This is a genomic window from Ensifer sp. GW821-FHT05G01 (assembly GCF_059419585.1).
This window is the reverse complement of the sequence record NZ_JBWKSC010000012.1, coordinates 59,238-85,835: the sequence shown is the minus strand read 5'-3', so window position 1 is coordinate 85,835 and position 26,598 is coordinate 59,238. Positions and strand designations below refer to the sequence as shown.

General features: G+C 63.0%; 22 protein-coding genes. 14 read left to right on the top strand and 8 right to left on the bottom strand.

Translation table 11 applies throughout. The annotated features are described in order from the left end of the window. Positions 1-46: 46 nt before the first annotated feature. The 4 genes from AC07UR_RS25530 to AC07UR_RS25515 all read right to left on the bottom strand — a co-directional run bounded on the left by AC07UR_RS25530 (position 47) and on the right by AC07UR_RS25515 (position 2,079). Complete coding sequence (locus tag AC07UR_RS25530; RefSeq protein ID WP_234941981.1) at positions 47-307, bottom strand: hypothetical protein; 261 nt, start codon at positions 305-307, stop codon at positions 47-49. Between the two features lie 36 nt (positions 308-343). Beyond that, positions 344-526, bottom strand: coding sequence for a hypothetical protein (locus tag AC07UR_RS25525; protein ID WP_209791571.1), 183 nt, complete (start codon positions 524-526; stop codon positions 344-346). A gap of 111 nt (positions 527-637) precedes the next feature. Continuing rightward, positions 638-1,564: a 4-hydroxy-tetrahydrodipicolinate synthase gene (dapA, locus tag AC07UR_RS25520; protein ID WP_209791568.1), complete on the bottom strand. Its 927-nt coding sequence runs from the start codon at positions 1,562-1,564 to the stop codon at positions 638-640. 11 nt (positions 1,565-1,575) lie between these two features. Further along, a complete protein-coding gene (locus tag AC07UR_RS25515) occupies positions 1,576-2,079 on the bottom strand; it encodes a hypothetical protein (protein WP_209791566.1) in 504 nt (167 codons plus the stop codon). 302 nt (positions 2,080-2,381) lie between these two features. On the opposite strand from AC07UR_RS25515, the gene ilvD reads away from it, so the two are divergent. After that, the gene (ilvD, locus tag AC07UR_RS25510; protein ID WP_173423661.1) at positions 2,382-4,220 is read left to right on the top strand and encodes a dihydroxy-acid dehydratase; all 1,839 of its coding nucleotides are present in this window, start codon (positions 2,382-2,384) and stop codon (positions 4,218-4,220) included. A 161-nt stretch (positions 4,221-4,381) separates the two neighbouring features. Beyond that, a complete protein-coding gene (locus AC07UR_RS25505) occupies positions 4,382-4,810 on the top strand; it encodes a lipocalin-like domain-containing protein (RefSeq protein WP_173423662.1) in 429 nt (142 codons plus the stop codon). 36 nt (positions 4,811-4,846) lie between these two features. Here AC07UR_RS25505 and AC07UR_RS25500 read toward each other — a convergent pair whose 3' ends face one another. Further along, positions 4,847-5,251, bottom strand: a complete 405-nt coding sequence (locus AC07UR_RS25500) for a GFA family protein (RefSeq protein WP_173423663.1) — start codon at positions 5,249-5,251, stop codon at positions 4,847-4,849. Positions 5,252-5,405: 154 nt separating this feature from the next. Beyond that, entirely contained in the window at positions 5,406-5,813 is a 408-nt protein-coding gene (locus tag AC07UR_RS25495) for a GFA family protein (protein ID WP_209791564.1), read from the bottom strand. Positions 5,814-5,914: 101 nt separating this feature from the next. Between AC07UR_RS25495 and AC07UR_RS25490 the strand changes: the two genes are divergently transcribed. Then, positions 5,915-6,406: a MarR family winged helix-turn-helix transcriptional regulator gene (locus AC07UR_RS25490; protein WP_209791562.1), complete on the top strand. Its 492-nt coding sequence runs from the start codon at positions 5,915-5,917 to the stop codon at positions 6,404-6,406. Here the strand turns inward: AC07UR_RS25490 and AC07UR_RS25485 are convergent. Next, complete coding sequence (locus AC07UR_RS25485; protein WP_209791560.1) at positions 6,392-6,838, bottom strand: MarR family winged helix-turn-helix transcriptional regulator; 447 nt, start codon at positions 6,836-6,838, stop codon at positions 6,392-6,394. The two genes, AC07UR_RS25490 and AC07UR_RS25485, sit on opposite strands and share 15 nt — an antisense overlap. Before the next feature lie 61 nt (positions 6,839-6,899). Between AC07UR_RS25485 and AC07UR_RS25480 the strand changes: the two genes are divergently transcribed. The 4 genes from AC07UR_RS25480 to AC07UR_RS25465 all read left to right on the top strand — a co-directional run bounded on the left by AC07UR_RS25480 (position 6,900) and on the right by AC07UR_RS25465 (position 11,110). Beyond that, positions 6,900-7,628, top strand: coding sequence for a DUF899 domain-containing protein (locus AC07UR_RS25480; RefSeq protein ID WP_209791558.1), 729 nt, complete (start codon positions 6,900-6,902; stop codon positions 7,626-7,628). A 121-nt stretch (positions 7,629-7,749) separates the two neighbouring features. Next, a complete protein-coding gene (locus AC07UR_RS25475) occupies positions 7,750-8,214 on the top strand; it encodes a DUF1579 domain-containing protein (protein WP_173423667.1) in 465 nt (154 codons plus the stop codon). A gap of 80 nt (positions 8,215-8,294) precedes the next feature. Continuing rightward, entirely contained in the window at positions 8,295-9,065 is a 771-nt protein-coding gene (locus tag AC07UR_RS25470) for a VOC family protein (RefSeq protein ID WP_209791556.1), read from the top strand. 287 nt (positions 9,066-9,352) lie between these two features. Beyond that, positions 9,353-11,110, top strand: a complete 1,758-nt coding sequence (locus tag AC07UR_RS25465) for a GGDEF domain-containing protein (RefSeq protein WP_494700210.1) — start codon at positions 9,353-9,355, stop codon at positions 11,108-11,110. Between the two features lie 21 nt (positions 11,111-11,131). On the opposite strand, the gene AC07UR_RS25460 is transcribed toward AC07UR_RS25465, so the two are convergent. Continuing rightward, positions 11,132-12,040 carry a LysR family transcriptional regulator gene (locus tag AC07UR_RS25460; RefSeq protein ID WP_209791553.1) on the bottom strand — a complete coding sequence of 303 codons (909 nt, stop codon included), beginning with the start codon at positions 12,038-12,040 and terminating at the stop codon, positions 11,132-11,134. A gap of 110 nt (positions 12,041-12,150) precedes the next feature. Here AC07UR_RS25460 and AC07UR_RS25455 point away from each other — a divergent pair, with 110 nt between their 5' ends. The 7 genes from AC07UR_RS25455 (at position 12,151) to glgB (ending at position 26,543) form a co-directional block, all read left to right on the top strand. Further along, positions 12,151-13,185, top strand: coding sequence for an aldo/keto reductase (locus AC07UR_RS25455; protein ID WP_209791744.1), 1,035 nt, complete (start codon positions 12,151-12,153; stop codon positions 13,183-13,185). Between the two features lie 402 nt (positions 13,186-13,587). Beyond that, positions 13,588-16,914, top strand: coding sequence for a transglutaminase family protein (locus AC07UR_RS25450; protein WP_209791551.1), 3,327 nt, complete (start codon positions 13,588-13,590; stop codon positions 16,912-16,914). Continuing rightward, complete coding sequence (locus tag AC07UR_RS25445; RefSeq protein ID WP_209791549.1) at positions 16,915-19,323, top strand: circularly permuted type 2 ATP-grasp protein; 2,409 nt, start codon at positions 16,915-16,917, stop codon at positions 19,321-19,323. 16 nt (positions 19,324-19,339) lie between these two features. Continuing rightward, on the top strand, positions 19,340-20,218 hold the full coding sequence (locus tag AC07UR_RS25440; protein ID WP_209791547.1) for a transglutaminase family protein: 879 nt from the start codon (positions 19,340-19,342) through the stop codon (positions 20,216-20,218). A 176-nt stretch (positions 20,219-20,394) separates the two neighbouring features. Further along, positions 20,395-21,645, top strand: coding sequence for a TadE/TadG family type IV pilus assembly protein (locus AC07UR_RS25435; protein WP_234903151.1), 1,251 nt, complete (start codon positions 20,395-20,397; stop codon positions 21,643-21,645). 225 nt (positions 21,646-21,870) lie between these two features. After that, positions 21,871-24,336 (top strand): glycogen/starch/alpha-glucan phosphorylase, encoded by a 2,466-nt coding sequence (locus AC07UR_RS25430; RefSeq protein WP_412728400.1) that lies wholly within the window; start codon positions 21,871-21,873, stop codon positions 24,334-24,336. Then, the gene (gene glgB, locus AC07UR_RS25425) at positions 24,333-26,543 is read left to right on the top strand and encodes a 1,4-alpha-glucan branching protein GlgB (RefSeq protein WP_209791545.1); all 2,211 of its coding nucleotides are present in this window, start codon (positions 24,333-24,335) and stop codon (positions 26,541-26,543) included. Before AC07UR_RS25430 ends, glgB begins: the two co-directional genes overlap by 4 nt. Positions 26,544-26,598 lie beyond the last annotated feature (55 nt).

Sequence of the window (26,598 nt, the reverse complement as noted above, 5' to 3'; positions counted from 1 at the left end):
GTCGGCCAGGCGGGCGCCTTGACCGACGGAAGCAATGACGTCGAAATCAGGAGTGGGTGCGGCGCGAAGTCGGCCTGCTCGCAAACGTCCCGAGATCAATGGCGGCACCGTCCGGTGCGCGGCACACGTCTTCGGGGTGCCGATCGCTCGCTTCCACCGCGAAATGGATCGCCGCCGCCTCGTTGGTGAAAAGCCCTCCGACCAATCCTTTACGGTCGGAAACAACCCACCATCCGTGACTGTCGCGCCCGACAACAAAACGCGCGCGCGCCGAAAAGCCGCGCCCTGGCTGCTGCATACTGCCCATGATCGAATGGTCCTCGTTGATGAAGATTGCGGCGGCTCAGCCGGCAAGCCAGGGAATGACGGTCTGGATGGCGTAGGCGAGGCCAAGCACGACGCCGAGGCGGATGCCGATCCCGAGGAAAGCATCGCGAACGACACTGTTGTCGGCTGGGTGGGGCTCGAACTCCTGCGACCGGCGCCTTAGTTCCGCCTGCGCGGCAAGGTGGGGAAAGCGTGACATGGTCTGTCTCCTTTGAGGGGTTTGACGAAAGGCAAGGGCGGCACCGGGCGCGCACAATGGCAAGATCCGTCCGATCTGCGATGACATGGAAAATTCGATCGGTGGCCGGGCTCAGCTCGCAAGGGCAAGCGGCAAGCGGGGACTGCGGTGCGCCTCGATCAACGGTTCGAGCGCCGAGCGAATTTCCGCCGCCGTCTCCAGCGACACCGTCGTCAGCGGCAACCGCACTTCGGGGCTGAAGCCCCGCGCCAGATGCAGCGCGTATTTGATCGGGCCCGGATTGGTTTCGCGCTCAAGCGCGGTGAACAGGGGCTGGAGCCGTTGATGGATGGCGACGGCCGCCTGGGCGTTGCCGGTTGCGATTGCGTGGTGCAGCGAAACCATCAGCCGCGGCACGACATTTGCGGCCACCGAGATCGTGCCGTGGCCGCCGCAGAGGTTGAAAGGCAGCGCCGTCTGGTCGTTGCCGGAGAATTGGCTTAGCCGCGCCTTGAGGGATGGCGGCGATGCAAGGAAGCGGCCGATGTCGCCCGTTGCATCCTTGATGCCGATGACACCGGGCAGTTGCGCCAATCGCTCGAGCGTGCGCGGTGCCACGTCGACGCCGGTGCGCGAGGGAACGTTGTAGACGATGACAGGCAGATCGACAGCCCGGACCACCGCCTCGTAATGGCGATAGATCCCCTCCTGCGAGGGCTTGTTGTAGTAGGGCGCAACGATGAGCGCCGCATCGGCGCCGAGCGCCTTGGCCTCTGCCGTCAGTTCGATCGTCGTTTGCGTGCAGTTGGTGCCTGTGCCCGCGATTACCGGCATTTTTCTCTCGGCGACTTCGACGCAGCGTTCGATGACCATCGACCGCTCTGTGCGCGAAAGCGTTGCCGCCTCACCCGTCGTTCCGCAGGCGACGACGCCGGAAATGCCGTGGCGGATCTGCCATTCGACGAGCGACATCAGGCCGGTGCCATCGACCTTGCCGTCCTTGAATGGTGTGACCAGCGCCGTGATCGCCCCTTCGAGGCGAAGCGAATGATCGCTCATGGAAATATCCTTCAGGTTGGGAGATGACTGCTGCGGGTACAGTGGCTTTCGATAACAAGCCGATGGACGCGGCAGCATTGCAGGAAGGCCGATAGGATCGCCGATGCCAGATCGGCGTGGCGCGCCTTGAATGTGACCCGGCCGGTGCCTCCAGGCGCGTAGCGAAGGGCGCAGGTCCACACTCCGCACTCGTGGCTGAGTGTACGCAGGCAGAGCTTGGCTTTGGTGGCCATCGTCAGGTGGATCACGGCGTCGACCAGCGCGTCTGCGGCCATCAGATCGCGAAAACGGCGCGAGGGCCAGTCGTCCGGCACCAGGTCGGGCCTGTCGAGGAGCAACCGCACGGCCTCCCAGACGTGATGTTCGCGCAACCGACGAACCGTGGCGATGCGCACGAGCAGATGCCTCAGGGCATCTGGCCCGCCTTCGGTCTGGTCCCTCTGGAAGGGGCCGATGCCGGGGCGGCTGTCCGGCGTGTCGGAGCGTTGGCGAAAGCTGAAATCGTGAAGGGTCATGGTGCTCACCCGTTGTCGATGAGCAAACGCTACCTCCGCCCCACGTCCGGTTTCGATTGCGACTTGCGTCGACCGGCATAAGATTTTCATAAGGAGTTCGCGTGCCGGGTGTGCAAGGCAAGGACGCGACGCTAGAGTGCTGCAAGGCGGCGATAGCCGGCGGAAATGCGGCCCGTGTCGCGTCGAAATAATCTGACGCAAAAGATGACGCGCACGCAATTTTGCGCTAGTTAGCCCCGTGCACTGGCGGTCGGTGACCGTCCTATCAGCCAATGACATTTCGTCCTTGAAGGAAAACGTCCATGCCTGCCTATCGCTCCCGCACCACCACCCACGGCCGCAACATGGCCGGCGCCCGCGGCCTTTGGCGCGCGACGGGCATGAAGGACGGCGACTTCGGCAAGCCGATTATTGCGGTGGTCAACTCGTTCACGCAGTTCGTGCCCGGCCACGTGCACCTCAAGGACCTCGGCCAGCTCGTTGCCCGCGAGATCGAGGCGGCCGGCGGCGTTGCCAAGGAATTCAACACCATCGCCGTCGATGACGGCATCGCCATGGGCCATGACGGCATGCTCTATTCGCTGCCCTCGCGCGAGATCATCGCCGACTCGGTCGAGTACATGGTCAACGCACACTGTGCCGACGCCATGGTCTGCATCTCCAACTGCGACAAGATCACCCCCGGCATGCTGATGGCGGCGCTGCGGCTCAACATCCCCGCCGTCTTCGTCTCCGGTGGCCCGATGGAAGCCGGCAAGGTCGTGCTGCACGGCAAGACCCATGCGCTCGACCTGGTCGACGCCATGGTCGCCGCCGCCGACGACAACATTTCCGACGAGGACGTTAAGGTCATCGAGCGCTCCGCCTGCCCGACCTGCGGTTCCTGCTCCGGCATGTTCACCGCCAACTCGATGAACTGTCTGACGGAAGCGCTCGGCCTGTCGCTGCCGGGCAACGGCTCGACGCTGGCGACGCATGCCGACCGCAAGCGCCTGTTCGTCGAAGCCGGCCATCTGATCGTCGATATCACCCGCCGCCACTATGAGCAGGACGACGAAAGTGTCCTGCCGCGCAACGTCGCCTCGAAGAAGGCGTTCGAAAACGCCATGGCACTCGACATCGCCATGGGCGGCTCGACCAACACCGTTCTGCACATTCTCGCCGCCGCCCATGAGGGCGAGGTCGATTTCACCATGGCCGACATCGACCGGCTGTCGCGCAAGGTTCCCTGCCTGTCGAAGGTGGCGCCGGCCAAAAGCGACGTGCATATGGAAGACGTACACCGCGCCGGCGGCATCATGTCGATCCTCGGCGAACTCGAAAAGGGCGGGCTGATCAACCGCGATTGCCCGACAGTGCACAGCGAAACCCTCGGCCACGCCATCGACCGCTGGGACATCACCCGCACGACGAGCGAAACCGTACGCAACTTCTTCCGCGCTGCACCCGGCGGCGTCCCGACCCAGGTTGCCTTCAGCCAGGCAGCCCGTTGGGACGAACTCGACACCGACCGCGAAAAGGGCGTCATCCGCTCGGTCGAGCATCCCTTCTCCAAGGACGGTGGTCTTGCGGTTCTTAAGGGCAACGTCGCGCTCGACGGCTGCATCGTGAAGACTGCCGGTGTCGACGAGAGCATCCTGAAGTTCTCCGGTCCGGCCCGCGTGTTTGAAAGCCAGGATTCGTCGGTCAAGGCGATCCTTGCCAACGAGATCAAGGCCGGCGACGTCGTCGTCATCCGCTACGAGGGTCCGAAGGGCGGCCCGGGCATGCAGGAAATGCTCTACCCCACGAGCTATCTGAAGTCGAAGGGCCTCGGCAAGGCCTGCGCGCTGATCACCGACGGCCGCTTCTCCGGCGGCACATCGGGCCTCTCGATCGGCCACGTTTCCCCGGAAGCGGCAAAGGGCGGCACGATCGGTCTCGTGCGCGAAGGCGACATGATCGACATTGACATCCCCAACCGCACGATCAGCCTGCGGGTCGACGAAGCGGAACTCAGCCGCCGCCGCACGGAGCAGGACGCCCAAGGCTGGAAGCCAACCGAGATCCGCAAGCGCAAGGTGACGACGGCGCTCAAGGCCTATGCGGCGTTTGCCACCTCGGCAGACCGCGGCGCGGTTCGCGACCTCGGCGATCTCTAAACGAGTAACGTTTGACGAGATGGAGGCTCCCGCTCGCGGGGGCCTTTTTTATGCGGGTAGCACCGCTCGCTGCCACACACGCCCTTGCCAAGGCCAGCCGGCCTGTTCCGTCCACAATTCACCTGCTATTTTAGGTTTGCCTAATTTTATTGAGGTGGACGATGACAAACGCAGCGGACCTGCTCGGCACTTGGAAAATGCTCTCCTGGACCCGAAAGGCGGTGGTATCCGGCGAGATCACCGATGCGATGGGCCCGGATCCCATCGGCTACCTCTCCTACCAGCCGGACGGCCGCATGACCGCGGTGGTGGTCGAGCGTCACCGGCCGGCACCGAAGGGCACGACGCCCACCGACGAGGAGAAGGTGGCGCTGTTCGATTCGATGCTCGCCTATGCCGGCTCCTACACGCTCGAGGACGGTAAGGTCATCCATCATGTCGATGCGAGCTGGAATCCCATCTGGGGCACCTCCGACCTGGTTCGACCCTACATTCTGGACGGCGAGCGGCTGGTGATCCACAGCGCGCCGGGCATCGATCCGACAACCGGCGAAGAGGTCACCTACCACCTCGAGTTCCGAAAGGTTTGAAACGCGCGCCCTGCGCCGTGATGAAGCCTGGCGGCCCTAGAGATGGCGTGTTTCGGCCGGCGGGTGAAACCAGTTGTTGTTGCGGCCGTCCATATATTTCACCGGTGCTTCGGCCAGCACCGCCGGATCGAGGTCGTCGAGGGCAGCCAGATTGACGGAGTAGTATGCGCCGCCGATCTCTTCGATGTAGCCGTGGCCATAGGCAGCGATCCCGCAGGTCTTGCAGAAGCGATGATGCCCGCTGAAGCTACCGAACTGGTAGTCGGCAATATCGACTTCCTCGGCCTGCAGCCGGAACGCATCCGGTTTGACGATCGCGCCCCAATAGCGCTTCTTCCAGCAGATCGAGCAATTGCACTTGCCGGTACCGGCGTCGAGATCGATGTCGGCCTCATAGCGGATCTTCCCGCAATGGCAGCTCCCCCGATAGGTCATTTTCATTGCCTTCACTCCCAGACCAGAACAGCGCCCATCTCAATGCGCCAACATGACAACTTGCTGTCGTCTTACGCTCGCATAATGACAACATATTGTCAATTGCATCCATTGGAAAATCCGGAAAAGGAAATGACGGCGACCGCAAGAGACTGCCGATCTAAAGGTGCCGAACCTCCAAAGGCGCATTCGCCCAGTCGTCGTTGCGCCCATCCATGTAAGAGACGGGGGCTGTGACAAGCGCCGAAGGGTCGAGATCGTCGAGGCAGGCAAGATTGACGGAATAGTAGGCGCCGCCAAATTCCTCGACATAGCCGTGGCTGAACGGGACGATGCCGCAGGCACGGCAGAAGCGGTGATGCCCGACCTTGGCACCGAACTGGTAGTCGGCGACATCAGCCTCCTGCGACAGCAGACGAAAATCACCCGGCCGGACCTGCGCACCCCAATAGCGCACCTTGGCACAGAGCGAGCAGTTGCACTTGGTCGTGCCGGCATCGAGATCGAAATCGGCCTCGTAACGCACCTTGCCGCAGTGGCAACTGCCTTTGTATGTCCGCTTGGCCATTTCGATTTCCTCCTCGTTCGATCAAAATCCTTGCGACAAACAACTCGCCATGACAACATGCTGTCATTATTCATCATCGCACAATGGTTGTCGCCGTCAACATGAACGATCCCCTTCGCACTCCCGCCGGCGACGCCTTCGCTGAGTTCGCCATCTCGGTGCTACGTCTGGCCGGCCCATTGACCGCGGCCGGCGACGTACTCGCCAGACCCTCCGGCCAGACCAGTGCGCGCTGGCAGGTGCTGGCGGCAGCAAACCACGCGCCGATGTCAGTCGCCGACGCCGCACGCGCGCTTGGCCTTGCCCGTCAAGGCGTTCAGCGGATCGCCGATCTGTTGGAAAGCGAGGGGTTGATCGCCTACGGCGACAATCCGGCGCACCAGCGTGCCAAGCTGATGGTGCCGACGCCGCGCGGCGAAGAGGTGCTGGATGAAATCAAGGCCAGGCAGGCCGTCTGGGCAGATGCCTTCGGCGCAGAACTCGGAGAGGAGCGACTGCAGCAGGCAACCGCATTGATCGGCGAAGCCATCGCCATGCTGCGGGATCGCCCGACGACGGTCTGGAGCGCTGGCTCGGCTTCAGGCGATCTGTAGTAGGTCGGCACGCAAACGCGCCGGCCCATCCTGTCCCAGCCTCTCGTCGACGACCGCGTGGGTCGCCTTCCAGATCGGAACGGCCCGTGCCAGAAGCTGCTCGCCCTCTGGCGTCAACCGCAACCTGCGCGACCGCCGGTCGTCTTCGTCGGCGAAAACCTCGACGAGCCCGCGCCGCTCCAGCGGTTTCAGCGCCGCCGTCAGCGTCGTACGATCCATGGCAAGCAGCGAAGCCACGGCACGCATGTTCGGCGGGACAGGGCGATTGAGCGACATCAGCAGGGAAAACTGCCCGTTGGTGATATCGAGCGGTCGCAGGGCCTCGTCGAACTGGCGGGCGATCGCGCGGGCCGCGCGTTGGACATGCAGGCACAGGCATGTGTCCTTCACGAACCCTGTGGTCTCGAACGGAATGACGGGCGATTTTGACATGATCGATTAATGTTGATATCAACGTAAATAGTCAAGTGCAACGTTGGAAGGAGGAACGGGCATGAGACAGGATCATGCAGTCGTATCGCCGCGTGAATGGCTGAAAGCGCGCAGGGCGCTTCTGGATCTGGAAAAAGAACACACCCACCTGAGAGACAAGGTCAACGCGGCGCGCCTCGCTTTGCCCTGGGTGAAGATGGAAAAGTCCTACATCTTCGACACACCGAACGGCCCAAAATCACTGGCGGACCTGTTCGACGGACGCAGCCAGCTCGTCGTCTATCACTTCATGTTCGGCCCGACCTGGGAAGCCGGGTGCCCCGGCTGCTCGTTCCTCGTCGATCATTTCGACGGCATGCTGCCGCACCTCAATCACCACGACGTCACGTTGATCGCCGCCTCCAATGCGCCGCTTTCCAAGCTCGAAGCCTACAGGAAACGCATGGGCTGGCATTTCCCCTGGGTTTCGGCCGAGGGCAACGGCTTCAACAGCGACTTTCACGTCGCGTTCACTCAGGCCGAACTCGCTTTAGGCAAGGTCGTCTACAACTTCACCGAATTGGAAAGCGCCAATGCGCACGAGGAACTGCCCGGCCTCAGTGCTTTCCAGAAGACCGACGACGGCAGCGTCTACCATACCTACTCCACCTATGCCCGCGGGCTCGAGGAAATGGTCGGCACGCTGATGCTTCTCGACCGCGCGCCAAAGGGACGAAACGAGGATGGCACGCAAGGGTTCGTGCGTCGCCACGACGAATATGAAGATGCCCCTCGACGCAAGGCCGGTTAAGCCTCCCAAGGCAGCGCACCCGACGATGGAACCTTTCGTCGTCGGGTGCGTTTCTAATCGCCTGTACCCTTGACGTGCATCTCAGATCGAATGGCAAGTCGCCGTCGGAAGGGAAACATCGATGAAAGCGGAGCCGGAGGAGGCCCATCGCTGGCTTGAGCAATTGCTCGGCGATTGGCAGGTACACACGCCGGATGCGCCGGCGAAAGGCACCCCCTGGACCGAACATGTTCGCAGCCTCGAAGGTCTCTGGACGGTCTGCGAAGGGCGCGGCACGATGCCGGACGGCAATTTCGGCCAGAGCTTGATGACCCTCGGATACACGCCCCAATCCGGTCGCTTCGTCGGGACCTGGGTCGGTTCGATGATGAACCACATGTGGATCTATGACGGCGAGCTTGAACCCGACGGGCGGACGCTGTCTCTTTACTGCGATGGCCCGGACTTCGATGTCCCGGGAAAGCAGGCCAGATATCGCGACGCAATAACCCTTGTCGACCAATCCCGACGGCTGCTGACAGCCCATGTCAGGAGGGACGACGGGACCTGGAAGGAACTGATGACGGCGCAATACACCCGCATCTGACAGCGAATTTCGAACACATCACTCGGGGCGCATTGGCCTCGGTCAGCGCAGAATCCCACTTTGCAACCGGAGGACAGAAGATGGCAGGCCATCACGGCAAATTCGTCTGGTACGAACTGATGACGACCGACACCAATGCGGCGGAAACCTTCTACAAGGATGTCGTCGGATGGGACGCCCGCGACGCCGGCATGCCGGGCGTGAACTATACCCTGTTTACGAAAGGCGAGCAGCAGGTCGCAGGGCTGATGACCATGCCCGAAGGCGCACTCGAGATGAACGTGCCGCCCGCCTGGCTCGGCTACATCGGCGTCGACGATGTCGATGCCGCGGCGGCGGACGTTGCTGCCAAGGGCGGCAAGATCCACCGTGCGCCCGACGACATCCCCGGCATCGGCCGCTTCGCCATCGCCACCGACCCGCATGGAGCGGTCTTCTCCCTGTTCAGCGGGATCGGTGATCCCCCACCGGCTGTCGACCCGATGGCTCCCGGCCAGATCGGCTGGCACGAACTGATGTCCGGCGACCTCGACACAGCCTTCCCCTTCTATGCCGGGGCTTTCGGCTGGACGAAGGACCAGGCCATGGATATGGGCGAGATGGGCATCTATCAGATCTTTGCCATCGACGGCGCCCAGGCCGGTGGCATGATGACCAAGCCGAAGGATATCCCTTCACCCTACTGGCTCTACTACATCAGCGTTCCAGCGCTCGACACGGCGATCGAGCGCATCAAGTCCGGCGGTGGCAAGATCGTGCTTGAGCCGATGGAAGTACCGGGCGGCGCCTGGATCGTCCAGGCGCTCGACCCGCAAGGCGCCCTCTTCGCCCTGGTCGGCCAGCGAGGCTGAACGCCGTTGGAATGGATCTGCCCGGCACCCGCCGATACGGCCCGGGCAGGTCAAGCCGCACCATTCGTCGGTACAGTTTTTCCAATTGCGCATGCCCTGCGCCGCGCGCATCCCTCAGTTGCAGTTTTACCCCTGGTATTTTAGGGCATTTCAAGGATATTTAACACCTTATGCGATAGTACTGCGGCACGTATCACTGATCGCGGAAAGCATTCGTTCTCCGCGGCAAGGAATTGTCGCGACCTCCGGTACGATAGCCGGTGCATTGGTGGACCAACTTCGCGCAAATGACCAATCACACCGACAATGAGCTAGAGGGCCGCAAGAGCGTTGGCGACATTCGCTCGGCCAAGCTGCTTCGCCGCAAGTTGCAGTGGCTGATTGGTATCGTGGTGGCCTGCACGGGTGTGCTGGCAACCGAGATCATTGCCGCATCCTATTCCGACTTCGTCATCGCCCGACGCAACCTTGTGGAAGTCATGGCGTTCTGCCGTGTTCTCGACACGGCGACCTATCTGTCGGCCGAGCGCGGACCGTCGAACGGGGTCATGGGCATCGGCGTCGCCACTGGCCCGGTTCAGACACGCCTTGCCGAGTTCAGGTCGCGCAGCGACGCGGCCCTCTCCGAGATCATGGCCGGCGCAACCGATGGCAGCCGGTCGGAGCCGGCAGCGGCACTCTCCCCCATCCTGGCGGAAGTCCAGCGCCGCCTTGTCATCGCCCGTGCCGAAATCGACCGTATCGCCGCCCTGCCGCCGGAACGCCGCGACCTCAAGGAAATCCAATTGGCGATCGAGGGCATGTTCGCGGTGATCGACGCGATGCGCCCCGCCTTCGACTGGAACATCCAGCGTCTGACCAACACCGATCCCGATCTGGCCGGCATCGCCATCGCCGCCCATATGCTGGCCAATCTGCGCGAGGACGGGGGCCGCCTTGCCTCCCAGCTCATGGCTCCGGTGGCGGTCGGAAAGCCGCTGGAAGCCAGGAACATCGCCGACAGCGAGCGAACCCGCGGCCGCCTGCAGGAAATCTGGTCTGTCGTCGGCCGGCCGGGTGCGCTGCCGGGGCTGAAGCCGAAGAACATCGCCGATATTGCCGCCATCGAACACGAGTTCTTCGGCGAAGGTTTTGCGATCATCGACAGAGTGGTGTCGGTTGGCCGCCATACCGGACACTACCCGATGACGGCAGAGCAATTCACCGACCGCTACGTTCCGAAAATGAAGCCGCTCGAAATCCTTCGCCGCGACTTCATGGATGCAACGGTAGAGCGGCTCGCCAGCAGCAAGACGCAGGCCTCGATAAAGCTCACGATCGCCAGCACGGCAACATTCGCCTTGTTCATCGTCCTTCTCATCCTCATGCGTCGCGCACGATCGCTGGTGTTCGAGCCGCTGCTGCTCGCACGCCACAGCATCATCGAACTTGCCAACGACCGCCCGATCGCCCGATTGAGCGGCAGGGGTGGCGAAGGCGAAATGGGGCGGCTCTTCGATGCGATCGACGTGCTGCGCGTGAGGCTCGACGAGCGCACGCTGCTGATGAAACATCTCGAACGCCAGGCCGAAACGGATGAATTGACGGGCCTGCTCAACCGTCGCGCGCTGGAACTCATCGGCGGCGCCGAGGACGCGGCAGGCAGCGACAAGAACGCCTGTCTCATCCTCATGGATATCGACCACTTCAAGCAGATCAACGACACGCACGGCCATCTCGTCGGCGATATCGTCTTGAAGGAGACCGCCCGCATCATTCGCTATTCCGTGCGCTCGTCTGATCTGGTGGCGCGTTTTGGCGGCGAGGAGTTTGCCGTCATCACCCCTGGCGACGATCTCGAGGCAGCCCGTGCCCTCGCTGAGCGCATCCGGTCGAACCTGGCGCGCGCGCCGATCACCCTTGCCGATGGCCGGGAACTGAACGTCACCGCAAGCTTCGGCGTTGCAGGCGCCGACGCCAATCCGGGCTGGAAAGGCCTGATCGAAAGCGCCGACACCGAACTCTACCGCGCCAAATCCGCAGGTCGCAATCGCGTTTGCGGCTAGCCCTGGACTCCCGCCTCATCATCAGTCGGAAAGCCGTGCCCGCCCCGCCAGAAAGTCGAGCATCACCCTGACGCGCGATGGCAGCGCGCCACCCTGGCCTTGAAACACCGCATGGAAGGTTTCTCGATCCCCCGGATTGAGATGTTCGACAAGCGGCACCAGCCGGCCGGCATCGATGTCGTCGCGAACCGTAAAGGTCGCCATCCTTGCCAGTCCGACGCCAGCAAGCACCAGGCGGCGCAATCCTTCCCCGTCACTGACGCGCACCTTTTCACTCGGCGGCAGCAAAATCGTTTCACCATTGGACAAGAGCGGCCACCCGTCGACGGCCCTGGCGTAGCTGAGGCTCAGGCGATTGTGCGCCGTCAGCTCGTCAAGGCTACCGGGTTCGCCGCAACGCGCCAAGTAGGATGGCGCGCCGACGATGGTCATCGACGTGCTGCCGAGCTTGCGCGCAATCAGCCTGGAAGCCTTCAGCGGCCCCGCACGGATCGCGATGTCGACGCGCTCCGCCATCAGGTCGACGACGGCGTCGGTCTGGATGATATCGACGGAAAGATCCGGGTATGCGCTCAACAATTCCGGCAGCAGCGGCATCAGCACATGGGTGGAAAAGGAAGCGCTGGCATTGATGCGCACACGCCCGGCCGGCACATCGCCTGCGGCCGCCTGTCTCTCCGCGTCATCGATATCGGCGAGAATGCGGGCCGCCCGCTCGTGAAAGGCACACCCCTCGGCCGTCAGCTGCAATTGCCGCGTCGAGCGGTTGATCAATCGGACGCCGAGCCGCTCTTCCAGCCGCTGCACCAGCTTGCTCACCGCCGACGGCGTCATGCAGCATTCGCGCGCCGCCGCCGAGAAACCGCCGAGTTCGACAGCCCTGACGAAGACAGCCATTTCGCCGGAGCGGTTGATCGCGTTTCGAGACATGTGACTTCAACTCACAAATGATGTTCCTGCAAATGGTCTACCTCTCAAATGACGCAGACACCACCTTCCTCTAGCCGACACAGGCATGACCGCAACGAGGAGTTCGAATGATGGAATACAGAAGGCTTGGATCATCAGGATTGAAGGTTCCGGCGCTCAGTTTCGGCGCCGGTACGTTCGGCGGCAAGGGCCCGCTCTTCAGCGCCTGGGGCAACAGCGACAATGCCGAGGCACGCCGTCTCGTCGACATCTGCATCGAGGCCGGCGTCAATCTGTTCGACACGGCCGATGTCTACTCCGACGGCGCCTCCGAAGAGGTGCTCGGCGCGGCCATCAAGGGACGGCGCAACGACGTGCTGATATCAACCAAGATGTCCTTGCCAATGGGTGATGGCCCGAACGACGCCGGCTCTTCGCGTTCCCGGTTGATCAAGGGCGTCGACGATGCCCTGCGCCGCCTCGGCACCGACCATATCGACCTCATGCAGCTGCACGCCTTCGATGCCGGCACGCCGGTCGAGGAGGTGCTTTCGACACTCGATACCTTGGTGCGCGCCGGCAAACTGCGCTATGTCGGGGTTTCCAATTTCGCCGGCTGGCAGCTGATGAAGTCGCTCGCCGCGGCGGAAAAACACGGCTACCCGCGCTACGTCGCCCATCAGGTCTACTATTCGCTGGTCGGGCGCGATTATGAATGGGAACTGATGCCGCTTGGGCTCGATCAGGGTGTCGGCGCGCTCGTCTGGAGCCCGCTCGGCTGGGGCCGCCTCACCGGCAAGATCCGGCGCGGCCAGCCCTGGCCGGAAGGAAGCCGCCTGCACGATACGGCCTCGTTTGGTCCGCCTGTTGATGACGACACGCTCTACGATATCGTCGACGTGCTCGACGAACTGGCCGGCGAGACCGGCAGGACCATTCCGCAGATCGCCATCAACTGGCTGCTGCAGCGCCCGACGGTATCGAGCGTCATCATCGGCGCCCGCAACGAAGAGCAACTGCGCCAGAACCTGGGCGCTGTCGGCTGGTCGCTGACGGCAGAGCAGATCGGCCGGCTGGACAAGGCCAGCGGCAAGACACCCGCATACCCCCATTTCCCCTACCACCTGCAGGAAGGCTTTGCCCGCCTGAACCCGCCGGCGGTTTGATCTACCGGCCCTGACGACAGACGCGCCGGAGAAATCCGGCGCCGTCTTTCGCGCTTGCTTTCTCTCTTCGCATTGCACAAACTTCCCGGGAATGGCGCGCAATACCAACCTGCGCCGATATTGACCTCTTGCGCCGGAGCGATTTTGGTTTTCGGCAAGGAGAGAACCGGAAGCGGACCCAAGCGGTCCGGTGAGGATTGTCGACGCTGTCCGGGGGCCAAAAGCGCCCGGCCCTTCGGGTGGGCCGTCTGTCGGCCACCGGCAGCGTCGCAATCCTCGACTGATGCCAATGCATCGCTCTGCGGTATGCTCCTTGCCGGCTGACCGCAGACGGTCCCACGCAAGAGGTCAATATCGGCGCAGGTTGGTATCAGACCTGCCATCAAGGGGATAAAATCCGGTATGTCGATCAAGGCCAGTATCTACCACCTGACCCACTATACCTATGACCGCCCGATCCGGCTCTCACCGCAGATCATAAGATTGAAACCGGCGGCCCATTCCAAGACCAAGGTCATCAGTCACTCACTGAAGGTTTCTCCGGCCAATCACTTCGTCAATCTCCAGCAGGATCCCTACGGCAACTACCTCGCCCGTTATGTTTTCCCAGAGCCGGTCACGGAGCTGAAGATCGAAGTCGATCTGGTCGCCGACATGACCGTCTACAACCCCTTCGACTTCTTCATCGAGGAAGAATCCGAACACTGGCCCTTTGCCTATACTGAGGACCTGATCGACGATCTGAAGATCTACATGACACCGGAACCGATGGGCCCGGCGCTGTCCTCGTTCATGGCGTTGGTCGATCGCTCGAGGCAGCGCACCATCGATATGGTCGTCGGCCTCAATGCCCGGCTCCAGCAGGAAGTCGGCTATGTCATCCGCATGGAGCCCGGCGTCCAGCTGCCCGAGGAGACGCTCACCTCGGCCAGGGGATCGTGCCGCGATTCGAGCTGGTTGTTGGTCCAGATCCTGCGCAATCTGGGTTATGCCGCCCGCTTCGTCTCGGGCTACCTCATTCAGCTGGCGCCCGACCTCAAGGCGCTCGACGGTCCCTCCGGCACCGAACACGATTTCACCGATCTGCACGCCTGGGCCGAGGTCTACCTGCCGGGCGCCGGCTGGGTCGGCCTTGACCCGACCTCCGGCCTTCTGACCGGCGAAAGCCACATTCCGCTTGCCGCAACGCCGCATTACCGCAATGCCGCCCCGATTTCCGGCGGCTTCTTCGGCGATCCCGAGACCCGCACCGACTTCGCCTTCGACATGAAGGTCTCGCGCGTCGCCGAACATCCGCGCATCACCAAGCCGTTCTCCGACGAAAGCTGGGAAGCGTTGAACGCGCTCGGCAATCATGTCGACCAGGTGCTGCTGGAAAACGACGTGCGTCTGACGATGGGTGGCGAGCCGACCTTCGTCTCGATCGACGACTTTGAGGCCGAGGAGTGGAACACCGAGGCCGTCGGGCCGACCAAGCGCGAGAAGGCGGATATCCTCATCCGCCGGCTGCGCGAACGTTTCGCCCCCGGCGGTTTCCTGCATTACGGCCAGGGCAAGTGGTATCCGGGCGAAAGCCTGCCACGATGGACCTTCTCGCTCTACTGGCGCAAGGACGGCGTGCCGATCTGGCGTCAACCCGATCTCATCGCCGAGGAGAACGGGCGACACGATGTGACGGCAGAGGATGCAGAACGTCTGCTCCATGTGGTGGCAACTGAATTGAACGTGCCCGCCGAGATGGTCGTGCCGGCCTTCGAGGATCCGGCCGACTGGCTGCTCAAGGAGGCGAACCTTCCCGACAATGTCGATCCGGCCAATTCCAAGCTGAAGGACCCCGAGGAGCGCAGCCGCATGGCCCGCGTGTTCGAGCGCGGCCTGACGGCACCGACCGGCTACGTGCTGCCGGTGCAGGCCTGGAATGCGCGCGCAACCGGCGTGCGCTGGATGAGCGAGAAGTGGCAGACGCGCCGCGGCCGCATCTTCCTCGTGCCCGGAGACAGCCCCGTCGGTTACCGCCTGCCGCTCGGCGCCCTGCCTTATGTCGCTCCATCGGCCTATCCCTACATCCATCCTGTTGACCCGACCGTTCCGCGCGACGACCTGCCGGATTTCGCCGAAACCAGCGCGCGCCCGCAGCATTCGCGCTTCCAGGCGTCGGAAACGCCGGAAACACCACAGGCCGCGCCACGCGACGAGATCGCCGGGCTGGTGCGCACGGCCATCAGCGTCGAGCCGCGCGACGGCCGGCTTTGCGTCTTCATGCCGCCGACAACCAGCATCGAGGAATATCTCGACCTGATCGCCTCGACCGAACGCGCCGCCGCAGCCCTCGGCCTGCCGCTCCATATCGAAGGCTATGCGCCGCCGCACGACGAACGCATCAACGTCATCCGCGTCGCGCCCGACCCCGGTGTGATCGAGGTCAACATCCATCCGGCCGCCAGCTGGCAGGAGTGCGTCGACATCACTACGGCCGTTTATGAGGAGGCCCGCCAAAGCCGGCTCGGCGCCGACAAGTTCATGATCGACGGTCGCCATACCGGCACTGGCGGCGGCAATCACGTCGTCGTCGGCGGTGCCAACCCCAATGACAGCCCGTTCCTGCGCCGGCCCGACCTGTTGAAGAGCATCGTGCTCTATTGGCAGCGCCACCCTTCACTCTCCTACCTGTTTTCCGGCATGTTCATAGGCCCGACGAGCCAGGCGCCGCGCATCGACGAGGCCCGCCACGATCAGCTCTACGAGCTGGAGATTGCGCTGGCGCAGGTGCCGCTGCCGGGGTCCGCAGCGCCGCCGCCCTTGCCCTGGCTGGTCGACAGGCTGTTCCGCAACCTGCTCGTCGACGTCACCGGTAACACCCACCGCGCGGAAATCTGCATCGACAAGCTATTTTCACCAGATGGACCGACCGGCAGGCTCGGCCTCGTCGAGTTTCGCGGCTTCGAGATGCCGCCCAATGCCCGCATGTCGCTTGCCCAGCAGCTGCTGGTGCGTGCGCTGATCGCCCGGTTCTGGAAGCATCCGCTCGATGGAAGCTTCGTGCGCTGGGGCACGGCGCTGCATGACCGCTTCATGCTGCCGCACCACGTCTGGCAGGATTTTCTGGAAGTCCTTGCCGACCTGCGCGCCCACGGATTCGATCTCCGGCCGGAATGGTTCGAAGCGCAGCTCGAGTTTCGCTTCCCCTTCTGCGGCGAGGTCGAATACGAGGGCGGCAAGCTGGAAATCCGCCAGGCGCTGGAACCGTGGCATGTCATGGGCGAACAGGGAGCGATCGGCGGCACCGTGCGTTATGTCGACAGCTCCGTCGAGCGGCTGCAGGTCAGGCTCGATACGCCCAATCCCGAGCGCTACACGGTGACCTGCAATGGTCGTCCCGTGCCTCTTGCCAAGGCCGGCGCCTACGGCAGCGCGGTTGCCGGCGTCCGCTACAAGGCCTGGCAACCGGCCGCCGGTCTTCACCCGGTTTTGCCTGTCAACACTCCCCTTACATTCGATATCTATGATACATGGTCGAATCGGGCGATTGGCGGATGCGTCTACCACGTCGCCCATCCGGGCGGGCGCAGTTACGAGACATTTCCGGTCAACGGCAACGAGGCAGAGGCGCGGCGACTGGCGCGGTTCGAGCCATGGGGCCACACCCCGGGAGGCTACCTGCTTCATCCGGAAAGCCCGTCGATGGAATTTCCGATGACGCTTGATCTCAGGCGTCCGCCAGGAGCGTAAATGGCGAAGAAGCAGACAGCAGCGGCAGACCGGCTGGGCATCGATGACGATCCGGTCTTCGGCTACCGTGCCCTTCCCGGCATTGCCGACGAGATGCTCGATGCACAAGGCAATGTGCGGCCCGTCTGGCAACGGCTGCTTTCGACGCTTGGCCGCCTCGATGAAACCGACCTTGCCAACCGCTTCGCGCGCGCTGACCGATACCTGCGCGACGCCGGCGTCTTCTACCGGGTCTATGGCGGCAAGGACAGCTCGGAGAGAAGCTGGCCGCTGTCGCATATCCCGGTCCTGATCGACGAGAATGAATGGGCGACGGTGTCGCAGGGCCTGATCCAGCGCGCTGAGCTTCTGGAGAAGGTGGTTGCGGACATCTACGGCGAAAACCGGCTGGTGCGCGAGGGCCTGTTGCCGCCGGCGCTGGTCGCCTCCAACCCCGATTTTCTCCGGCCGCTGGTCGGCGTCAAGCCGGCCGATGGGCACTTCCTGCAGTTCATCTCCTTCGAGATCGGCCGCGGACCCGATGGCAACTGGTGGGTGCTTTCGGACCGCACGGAGGCGCCGTCCGGCGCCGGCTTCGCGCTCGAAAACCGCGTCGCCACCACCCGGGCCTTCTCCAATCTCTACGCCGAAACCCATGTGCATCGTCTTGCCGGCTTCTTCGGCGCCTTCCGCGACACGCTGCAGGCGCGCAAGCTGCATCCGGACGATCGCATCGCCGTGCTTTCGCCGGGGATCGCCAACGAGACCTATTTCGAACATGCCTATATCGCCCGCTATCTCGGCTTCATGCTCTTGGAAGGCGAAGACCTGACGGTTATCGGCGGACGGGTGATGGTGCGCACGGTCGCGGGCCTCAAACCCGTGGGCGTGCTCTGGCGGCGCCTCGACGCCGCCTTTGCCGATCCGCTCGAGCTGAACCAGTCCTCGCATATCGGCACGCCCGGGATCGTCGAGGCGCTGAGGGCGGGGTCCGTCGCCATCGTCAACGCGCTCGGCTCCGGCATCGTCGAGACTCGCGCCTTCCTCGCCTTCATGCCGGCGATCTGCCGGCATCTGCTCGGCGAGGACCAGAAGCTGCCGTCGATCGCCACCTGGTGGTGCGGCCAGACATCCGAAAGGGCAGAGGTCGCCGCCAGTATCGAGCGCATGGTCATCGGCCCGGCCTATGCCACGCGCCCCTTCTTCGATGACAATGGCCAGTCGGTGCTCGGCGCATCGCTGGCGGAAAGGGACGCGGCATCGATCGCAGGCTGGCTCGATGCGGAGGGCGGAAAACTTGTCGGCCAGGAGGCCGTGACGCTGTCGACCACGCCCGCCTGGGTGCGCGGCCGCCTGACGCCGCGCCCGATGAGCCTGCGCGTCTTTGCCGCCCGCACCCGCGACGGCTGGCAGATCATGCCCGGCGGCTTTGCCCGCATCGGTTCCGGCGACGACGTTGCCGCCATCGCCATGCAGGCCGGCGGCACGGCAGCCGACGTCTGGATCGTCAGCGACCGGCCGGTCGAGCGCACCACGCTTCTGCCGGCCGAAGAAAGCTTCACCCGCAACATGCCGGGAAGCCTGCCGAGCCGGGCCGCCGACAATCTGTTCTGGCTCGGCCGCTACATCGAGCGGGCCGAAGGGGCGTTGCGCATCTTGCGCGCCTGGCACGGCCGCTTTGCCGAGACCGCCGACCCGAGCCTGCCGCTGCTGCAGGACGTCACCGACTACCTGGCGGCCCTCGACATCGATACCCGCCAGGCCGTGCCCGACAGCCTGCTTGCCAATATCTCCAGCGCGCTCTTCAGCGCCGGCAATATCCGCGATCGTTTCTCGCCGGATGGATGGCTGGCGCTCAACGACCTGTCGCAGACGGCGCGCAAGTTCCATGCGACCGTACAGTCGGGTGACGATGCCACCCGCGCCATGACCGTGCTGTTGCGCAAGCTTGCGGGCTTTGCCGGCCTCGTGCACGAAAACATGTACCGCTTCACCGGCTGGCGCTTCCTGTCGATCGGCCGCTATATCGAGCGCGGCCTGCACATGACGCGGCTGCTTGGCCATATGTCGGGTCCCGACGCGCCCGATGGCGCCTACGACATGCTGCTCGAAATCGGCGATAGCGTCATGACCCACCGCCGGCGCTACAATGTCAACACGGCAGCCCTCACCGTGACCGACCTTCTGGCGCTCGATCCGCTCAACCCGCGCTCGGTGCTCTACCAGCTGAACGAGATCAAGACCGAGGTCGAGCTTCTGCCGAACGCCTATGTCAACGGCCAGATGTCGCCTTTCTATCGCGAGGCGATGCGCCTGCACTCCGGCCTTGCGGTCATGACGCCGGAGGCAATGAACCTTGGCGTCTACAACAGGCTGGAGCGGGATCTGGAAGAGCTCTCCAACATTCTCGCCCACACCTATCTCGGCTGACCGGCAGGACGCGCCCATGCTCTACGACATCAGCCTGAAGATCACCTACGGCTACGAAGTGCCCGTATCCGGCGGGCGCCATCTGGTACGCGTGCTGCCCGCGACGCTGCCCGGCCGGCAGCGGCTCGTCGTCGGCTCGCTCAGCTGCCACCCGATGCCGGCGGAACGCTCCGAAAGCATCGACTTTTTCGCCAACCCCTTCACCGCCATCCTGTTTCGCGCCTCCCATGACGACCTCGTAATCCGCATGCAGGCGCGCGTGCAGGTGGAGCCGCTGCCGCTGACGGCGGACTTTTCAGCCGACCTGTCCCGTCTGCCGACGGAGCTGGCCGCCTGCTGGTCGGTCGACCCGGACGCGCCGCATCATTTCGTCGGCCCGAGCCCGCTGCTGGCAGAGGTGCCGGAAATCGCCGACTATGCCCGGGCCGTTGTCACCCCCGGCATGACCATACGCCAGATCGCGACAGCGATCTGCGCCCGTATCCACCGGGACTTCGTCTACGATGCCGAAGCAACGACGGTGAATACGACGGCGGCCGAAGCCTTCGCGCTCAAGCGCGGCGTCTGCCAGGATTTCACCCATGTGATGATTGTGGCGCTGCGAAGCCTCGGCGTTCCCGCCGGCTATGTTAGCGGATTCTTAAGAACGATCCCACCAGCCGGCAAGGAGCGCCTGGAAGGGGCCGACGCCATGCATGCCTGGGTTCGCATATGGTGCGGCACCACCTCTGGTTGGCTCGAACTCGATCCAACCAACAATATTCCCGCCGGAACCGACCATATCGTTGTCGGCCATGGCCGCGACTATGGCGACGTCGCACCCGTCATCGGCGTCTTGAAAAGCTATGGCGGACAGAAGACCGAACAGGCCGTTGACGTCATTCCGGTCACCTGACCCGTTTCGAGACATCGCATTCCCGATTTCAAACACCGACGTGTCGCTGGAACCTGCTGTAAGCACTGGATTTCCAGCATTCCGCTAAAATTGAATCTATCGTCTGAACGATATCGTAAGTCATCGCCGCTAATGTTGCCCTCAAGCTTGCAACGTGTTCCTTGGGGTGTGCAGAGATGGGAAAACGATCCACGATCAACCGGTCCTTCATGGCTATGCTGAAGGACCGTGGCGGCAATTTCGGCATAATGGCAGCCTTGGTAATGCCATTGATCCTTGCCGCCGGTGGCGTCGCCATTGACATGGCCAAGATGGTAACCACCAAAAACCAGATGCAGGATGCGGCCGACGCGGCGGCACTCGCGGCGGCCTCCGCCCTGGTATCGAAGGAAAAGCCCGATATCGCCAAGGCCAAGGAAATTGCGACAAACTTCCTGAAGGCGCAAACCGCCGGCAATGTCGTCGACGTTCCGGACAGCGGCAATGGCGCGTCCGGCAGCGGCTCTCTCGCATCGGCCAAATCGGCACCGCCTGAAGTGCTGGAGGTCAACTCTTCGACGGTCGACATTCTTGAGACCGCCAACGGCGCGACCGGCAAGGCCTTCAAGGTGACGGTCGCCAACAAGAAGACGATTCAGTTCAACGCGATGACACGCCTCCTTGGGCAGGATTCGATACTGCTCGAGACCCGGGCCACGGCGGAAAGCGCCACCGAAACCAAGAACGCGCTGTCGATGTATCTCGTCCTCGACCGTTCCGGCTCCATGGCCTGGAAGACCAACACGAAAAACCCGGCCAAGACGTCGTGCCCGAACTATACGGAATCGAACTGGGGCAAGTATCCCAATCTGGCAGCCACGAGCCCCTGCTACATTACCAAGGTCGATGCACTGAAGACGGCCGTGAAGGATTTGCTTGCGCAGCTGAAGACCGCCGACCCGAAGGACCTTTACGTCCGCACGGCGGCCGTTTCCTACAACTCGGCGCAGGATACGGCCGGCAATCTCGATTGGGGCACAACAGGGACCGCGACCTATGTCAACGCACTGGTTGCAACCGGCGGCACGGCATCGGGCAATGCCTTCAAGACGGCCTACAACAAGGTGATGGCGACGACTGAAAATACCGCGCACAAGGCCAAGAACGGCCAGGTTGCGACGAAATACATCGTCTTCATGACCGACGGCGACAACAACAACACCAGCGACGATACCCTGACGCTGCAATGGTGCGATACGGCACGCAAGAACAACGTTCAGGTCTATACCGTCGCCTTCATGGCACCCGATCGCGGCAAGAACCTGCTCAAGTCCTGCGCGACCACCACCGCCAACTATTTCCAGGCGGAAGAAGCTGCCGACCTGATCGCAGCCTTCAAGGCGATCGGCGAGAAGGCCTCGGCCATGGCGACCCGCCTGACAAAGTAAACAAACAAAAGCGCGCATCCCTATGCCGCCCGGTCCAGCCGGGCGGCATTTTTCGTTCGCGCGACCGTCAAAGCGTCAGTGCATCACCGTGCATCCCTTCTATTCAGGCAATTCTAATCCTTTTAAAAACAGCTGTTGCAAGCGCTTCGGATCGATGCATAAATTGCCCATCCCCGGTCGGTTCCGGCCTGCGACCTCCCAACGCAACAGGGTAAGACAGTTCTGATGATGAACAAGATTTCCGCCAACGAACTGCCGCAGCCCGCACTTCGTTCCTCCGAACCCGATCAGCTTGCAGTCGAAATACTCGAACGCTTGAAGTACCGCATCGGCAAGGATCCGAAGGTCGCCAAGCCGCATGACTGGCTGACGGCGGCCATCCTCGTGGTGCGGGACCGCATCACCGACAAATGGATGGATTCGACCCGCCAGACCTACGCGACCGGTGCCAAGCGCGTTTATTACCTCTCGCTCGAGTTCCTCATCGGCCGGCTGATGCGCGACGCCATGACCAATATCGGCCTGATGGAGGAGATGCGTGATGCGCTCGCTTCGCTCGGGGTCGATATCGACGTCATCGCATTGCTGGAACCCGACGCAGCGCTCGGCAATGGTGGTCTCGGCCGTCTTGCTGCCTGCTTCATGGAATCGATGGCGACCGTCGACGTTCCGGCCTACGGCTACGGCATCCGCTACATGCACGGCCTGTTCCGCCAGCAGATGGCCGATGGCTGGCAGGTGGAACTGCCCGAAACCTGGCTTGCCCACGGCAACCCATGGGAGTTCGAGCGGCGCGAAAGCTCCTATGAAATCGGTTTCGGCGGCATCGTCGAGACCGCCAATGTCGACGAGGAAATCCAGCGCTTCGTCTGGAAGCCGGCCGAGCGCGTGATCGCCACCGCCTTCGATACCCCGGCGGTCGGCTGGCGGGCCAAGCGCGTCAACACGCTCCGGCTCTGGACGGCACAGCCGATCGATCCGATCCTGCTCGATGCCTTCAACGCCGGCGACCATATCGGCGCGCTGCGCGAAAGCAACAAGGCCGAAAGCCTGACCCGAGTGCTCTACCCCGCCGACGCGACGCCGGCCGGCCAGGAGCTTCGGCTGCGCCAGGAGTATTTCTTCTCGTCCGCGTCTCTGCAGGACATCCTGCGCCGCCACCTGCAGCAATATCCCGATTTCACGTCCCTGCCCGATGCGGTCGCGATCCAGCTCAACGATACGCACCCGGCGGTCTCGGTCGCCGAACTCGTCCGGCTGCTGACCGACCTGCACGGCCTGGACTTCGAACAGGCCTGGGACATCACCCGCCGGACCATTTCCTACACCAACCACACGCTTTTGCCCGAAGCGCTCGAGAGCTGGCCCGTGCCGCTGTTCGAGCGGCTGCTGCCGCGCCACATGCAGATCGTTTATGCGATCAACGCCAAGATCCTGATCGAGGCGCGCAAGCAGAAGGGCGCCACCGACCAGGAAATCCGCAACATTTCTTTGATCGACGAAAGCGGCGATCGCCGCGTGCGCATGGGCAACCTTGCCTTTGTCGGCTCGCACTCGATCAACGGCGTCTCGGCGCTGCACACCGAACTGATGAAGGAAACGGTTTTTGCCGACCTGCACCGGCTCTACCCGGACCGCATCAACAACAAGACCAACGGCATCACCCCGCGCCGCTGGCTGATGCAGTGCAATCCCGGCCTGTTCACCCTGATCCGCGAGGCGATCGGCGATGAATTCATGGACAATACCGAGGCGCTGCAGGCCCTCGATGCCTTCGCCGACAAGCCGGATTTCCAGGAGCATTTCGCCGCCGTCAAGCGCGCCAACAAGGTCAAGCTCGCTCAGCTCGTCCAGGGTCGCCTCGGCATCAAGCTCGACCCTTCGGCAATGTTCGACATCCAGATCAAGCGCATCCACGAGTACAAGCGCCAGCTCCTCAACATCATCGAGGCGGTGGCGCTCTACGACCAGATCCGCTCGCATCCCGAGCTCGACTGGGTGCCGCGCGTCAAGCTGTTTGCCGGCAAGGCGGCGCCGAGCTATCACAACGCCAAGCTGATCATCAAACTGGCCAACGACGTTGCCCGTGTCGTCAACAACGATCCAGCCGTCCGCGGTCTCCTGAAGATCGTCTTCGTGCCGAACTACAACGTCTCGCTGGCCGAAATCATCGTGCCGGCCGCCGACCTGTCCGAGCAGATTTCGACCGCCGGCATGGAGGCATCTGGCACCGGCAACATGAAGTTCGCGCTGAACGGCGCACTGACGATCGGCACGCTCGACGGCGCCAATGTCGAGATGCGCGACTGGGTCGGCGAAGAGAACATCAAGATTTTCGGTCTGACCGCCGAGGAAGTCACCAACGCCCGTGCCGAGGGCCACAATCCCCGCGCCATCATCGAGGGCTCGCGCGAGCTGTCGCAGGCCTTGCAGGCGATCGCTTCGGGCGTGTTTTCACCCGACGACCGCAACCGTTTCACCAGCCTCGTCGACGGCCTCTACAATCACGACTGGTTCATGGTCGCGGCTGACTTCGAAGCCTATGCCAAGGCGCAGCGTGAAATCGACCAGCTGTGGACGACGCCCTCGGCGTGGTATTCGCAAGCCGTGCGCAACACCGCGCGCATGGGCTGGTTCTCGTCCGATCGTACCATCCGGCAATATGCCGGAGAAATTTGGAGAGCCGGATGACCCCTTCGGCCGGCAAGGACCCGGAACCTGCAGCTTCAGCCCTGCTGTCAACGCCGGCCATTGCGGCCATTCTCACGGGCACATACGACGATCCCTTTGCCGTTCTTGGCATTCATCCGGCGGGGAAAAACTACGTCGCCCGCTGCTTCATCCCGGATGCAGTCAGTGTCGTTGCTGAAACGCTGGCCGGCAAGGAACTCGGAGCCCTCGAGCGGCGCGACGACGCGGGCTTCTTCGAAGGGCCGGTCTCTCTGCGCAAGGTCCAGCCGGTGCGCTATCGCGCGCGCAACGATGGCGGCGAGTGGATCGTCGTTGATCCCTATTCTTTCGGACCCGTACTCGGGCCGATGGACGATTACTACATCCGCGAGGGCTCGCATCTCCGGCTGTTCGACAAGATGGGCGCCCATCCGATCGAGCATGAAGGCGCTCAAGGCTACCATTTCGCGGTCTGGGCCCCCAATGCCAAGCGCGTCTCGGTGGTCGGCCAGTTCAACGACTGGGACGGGCGGCGCCATGTGATGCGGCTTCGCACCGACACCGGCATCTGGGAGATCTTCATCCCCGGCGTCGAAGGCGGTCTCGCCTATAAATACGAAATCCTCGACCGCGAGGGCACGCTGCTGCCCTTGAAGGCGGACCCCTTCGCGCGCCGCTCCGAGCTTCGGCCCAACACCGCCTCGGTGACGACGCCCGAGATCGCTCAGGTCTGGGAAGACGAGGCGCATCGCGCCCATTGGGCATCGGCGGACGCCCGCCGCCAGCCGATCTCGATCTATGAGGTACATGCCGGCTCGTGGCAGCGCCGCGATAACGGCGACATGTTGTCCTGGGACGAGCTCGCCGACCGGCTGATCCCCTACTGCGTCGACATGGGTTTCACCCATATCGAGTTCCTGCCGATCTCCGAATTCCCGTACGACCCCTCCTGGGGCTACCAGACAACAGGCCTCTATGCGCCGACGGCGCGCTTCGGCGAGCCGGAAGGGTTCGCGCGGTTCGTCAATGGCTGCCACAAGGTCGGCCTCGGCGTACTCCTCGATTGGGTGCCGGCGCATTTCCCGACTGATGAGCACGGCTTGCGCTGGTTTGACGGCACCGCGCTCTACGAACACGAAGATCCGCGCCAGGGTTTTCATCCTGACTGGAACACGGCGATCTACAATTTCGGTCGGCAGGAAGTGCTGTCGTTCCTCGTCAACAACGCGCTCTATTGGGCGGAAAAATTCCACGTAGACGGTCTGCGCGTCGATGCTGTCGCCTCGATGCTCTATCTCGATTACTCGCGCAAACACGGCGAATGGGTGCCGAACGAGTATGGCGGCAACGAGAACCTCGAGGCGGTCCGCTTCGTTCAGACGATGAACACCGAGATCTACGCCTCTCACAAGGGCATTCTGACGATTGCCGAGGAATCGACCTCCTGGCCCAAGGTATCGCACCCGGTCCATGCCGGGGGCTTGGGCTTCGGCTTCAAGTGGAACATGGGCTTCATGCATGACACGTTGCAATACATGTCGCGCGAGCCGATCCACCGTCGCCACCACCACAACGACCTGACGTTCGGCCTGCTTTATGCCTTCAGCGAAAACTTCGTGCTGCCGCTGTCCCACGACGAGGTCGTGCACGGCAAGGGCTCGCTGATCGCCAAGATGACCGGCGACGACTGGCAGAAATTCGCCAACCTGCGCGCCTACTACGCCTTCATGTGGGGCTATCCCGGCAAGAAGCTGCTGTTCATGGGCCAGGAATTTGCGCAGTGGCGCGAATGGTCGGAGGAGCGCGCGCTCGACTGGAACCTGCTCGAATATCACCTGCACGAAGGCATGCGACGGCTGGTGCGCGACCTCAACGGCACCTATCGCTCGAAGCCGGCGCTGCATGCCCGCGATTGCGAAGGCGACGGCTTCGAATGGCTGATCGCCGACGATCGCGACAATTCGGTCTTTGCTTGGCTACGCAAGGCGCCCGGCGAAAAGCTCGTCGCCGTCATTACCAATTTCACGCCCGTCTATCGGGAAAACTACACGATCCCGCTTCCGGTCGCGGGTCGCTGGAAGGAAATCCTGAACACCGACGCGGAAATCTATGGGGGGAGTGGCAAGGGCAACGGCGGCGCCGTTCAGGCACAGAAGGACAAGACAGGAGCGATAACAGCCACCATCACCTTGCCACCCTTAGCAACGCTGATGCTGGAACAGGATTAGAGCATTTTCAGGAAAAGTGCCTGGCGGCCTTCCTTCAGAAAATGCGTAAAAACAA

Excerpts from the sequence above, each read along its gene's own strand:
- AC07UR_RS25495 (WP_209791564.1), bottom strand. The coding sequence starts at position 5,813 with ATGGCCAAGCGGACATACAAAGGCAGTTGCCACTGCGGCAAGGTGCGT.
- AC07UR_RS25445 (WP_209791549.1), top strand. The coding sequence starts at position 16,915 with ATGGCGAAGAAGCAGACAGCAGCGGCAGACCGGCTGGGCATCGATGAC.
- AC07UR_RS25530 (WP_234941981.1), bottom strand. The coding sequence starts at position 307 with ATGGGCAGTATGCAGCAGCCAGGGCGCGGCTTTTCGGCGCGCGCGCGT.
- AC07UR_RS25490 (WP_209791562.1), top strand. The coding sequence starts at position 5,915 with ATGAACGATCCCCTTCGCACTCCCGCCGGCGACGCCTTCGCTGAGTTC.
- AC07UR_RS25500 (WP_173423663.1), bottom strand. The coding sequence starts at position 5,251 with ATGAAAATGACCTATCGGGGGAGCTGCCATTGCGGGAAGATCCGCTAT.
- AC07UR_RS25435 (WP_234903151.1), top strand. The coding sequence starts at position 20,395 with ATGGGAAAACGATCCACGATCAACCGGTCCTTCATGGCTATGCTGAAG.
- AC07UR_RS25440 (WP_209791547.1), top strand. The coding sequence starts at position 19,340 with ATGCTCTACGACATCAGCCTGAAGATCACCTACGGCTACGAAGTGCCC.
- AC07UR_RS25470 (WP_209791556.1), top strand. The coding sequence starts at position 8,295 with ATGGCAGGCCATCACGGCAAATTCGTCTGGTACGAACTGATGACGACC.
- AC07UR_RS25460 (WP_209791553.1), bottom strand. The coding sequence starts at position 12,040 with ATGTCTCGAAACGCGATCAACCGCTCCGGCGAAATGGCTGTCTTCGTC.
- AC07UR_RS25485 (WP_209791560.1), bottom strand. The coding sequence starts at position 6,838 with ATGTCAAAATCGCCCGTCATTCCGTTCGAGACCACAGGGTTCGTGAAG.
- glgB (WP_209791545.1), top strand. The coding sequence starts at position 24,333 with ATGACCCCTTCGGCCGGCAAGGACCCGGAACCTGCAGCTTCAGCCCTG.
- AC07UR_RS25515 (WP_209791566.1), bottom strand. The coding sequence starts at position 2,079 with ATGACCCTTCACGATTTCAGCTTTCGCCAACGCTCCGACACGCCGGAC.
- AC07UR_RS25465 (WP_494700210.1), top strand. The coding sequence starts at position 9,353 with ATGACCAATCACACCGACAATGAGCTAGAGGGCCGCAAGAGCGTTGGC.
- AC07UR_RS25480 (WP_209791558.1), top strand. The coding sequence starts at position 6,900 with ATGAGACAGGATCATGCAGTCGTATCGCCGCGTGAATGGCTGAAAGCG.
- dapA (WP_209791568.1), bottom strand. The coding sequence starts at position 1,564 with ATGAGCGATCATTCGCTTCGCCTCGAAGGGGCGATCACGGCGCTGGTC.
- AC07UR_RS25525 (WP_209791571.1), bottom strand. The coding sequence starts at position 526 with ATGTCACGCTTTCCCCACCTTGCCGCGCAGGCGGAACTAAGGCGCCGG.
- AC07UR_RS25430 (WP_412728400.1), top strand. The coding sequence starts at position 21,871 with ATGATGAACAAGATTTCCGCCAACGAACTGCCGCAGCCCGCACTTCGT.
- AC07UR_RS25450 (WP_209791551.1), top strand. The coding sequence starts at position 13,588 with ATGTCGATCAAGGCCAGTATCTACCACCTGACCCACTATACCTATGAC.
- AC07UR_RS25505 (WP_173423662.1), top strand. The coding sequence starts at position 4,382 with ATGACAAACGCAGCGGACCTGCTCGGCACTTGGAAAATGCTCTCCTGG.
- AC07UR_RS25475 (WP_173423667.1), top strand. The coding sequence starts at position 7,750 with ATGAAAGCGGAGCCGGAGGAGGCCCATCGCTGGCTTGAGCAATTGCTC.
- AC07UR_RS25455 (WP_209791744.1), top strand. The coding sequence starts at position 12,151 with ATGGAATACAGAAGGCTTGGATCATCAGGATTGAAGGTTCCGGCGCTC.
- ilvD (WP_173423661.1), top strand. The coding sequence starts at position 2,382 with ATGCCTGCCTATCGCTCCCGCACCACCACCCACGGCCGCAACATGGCC.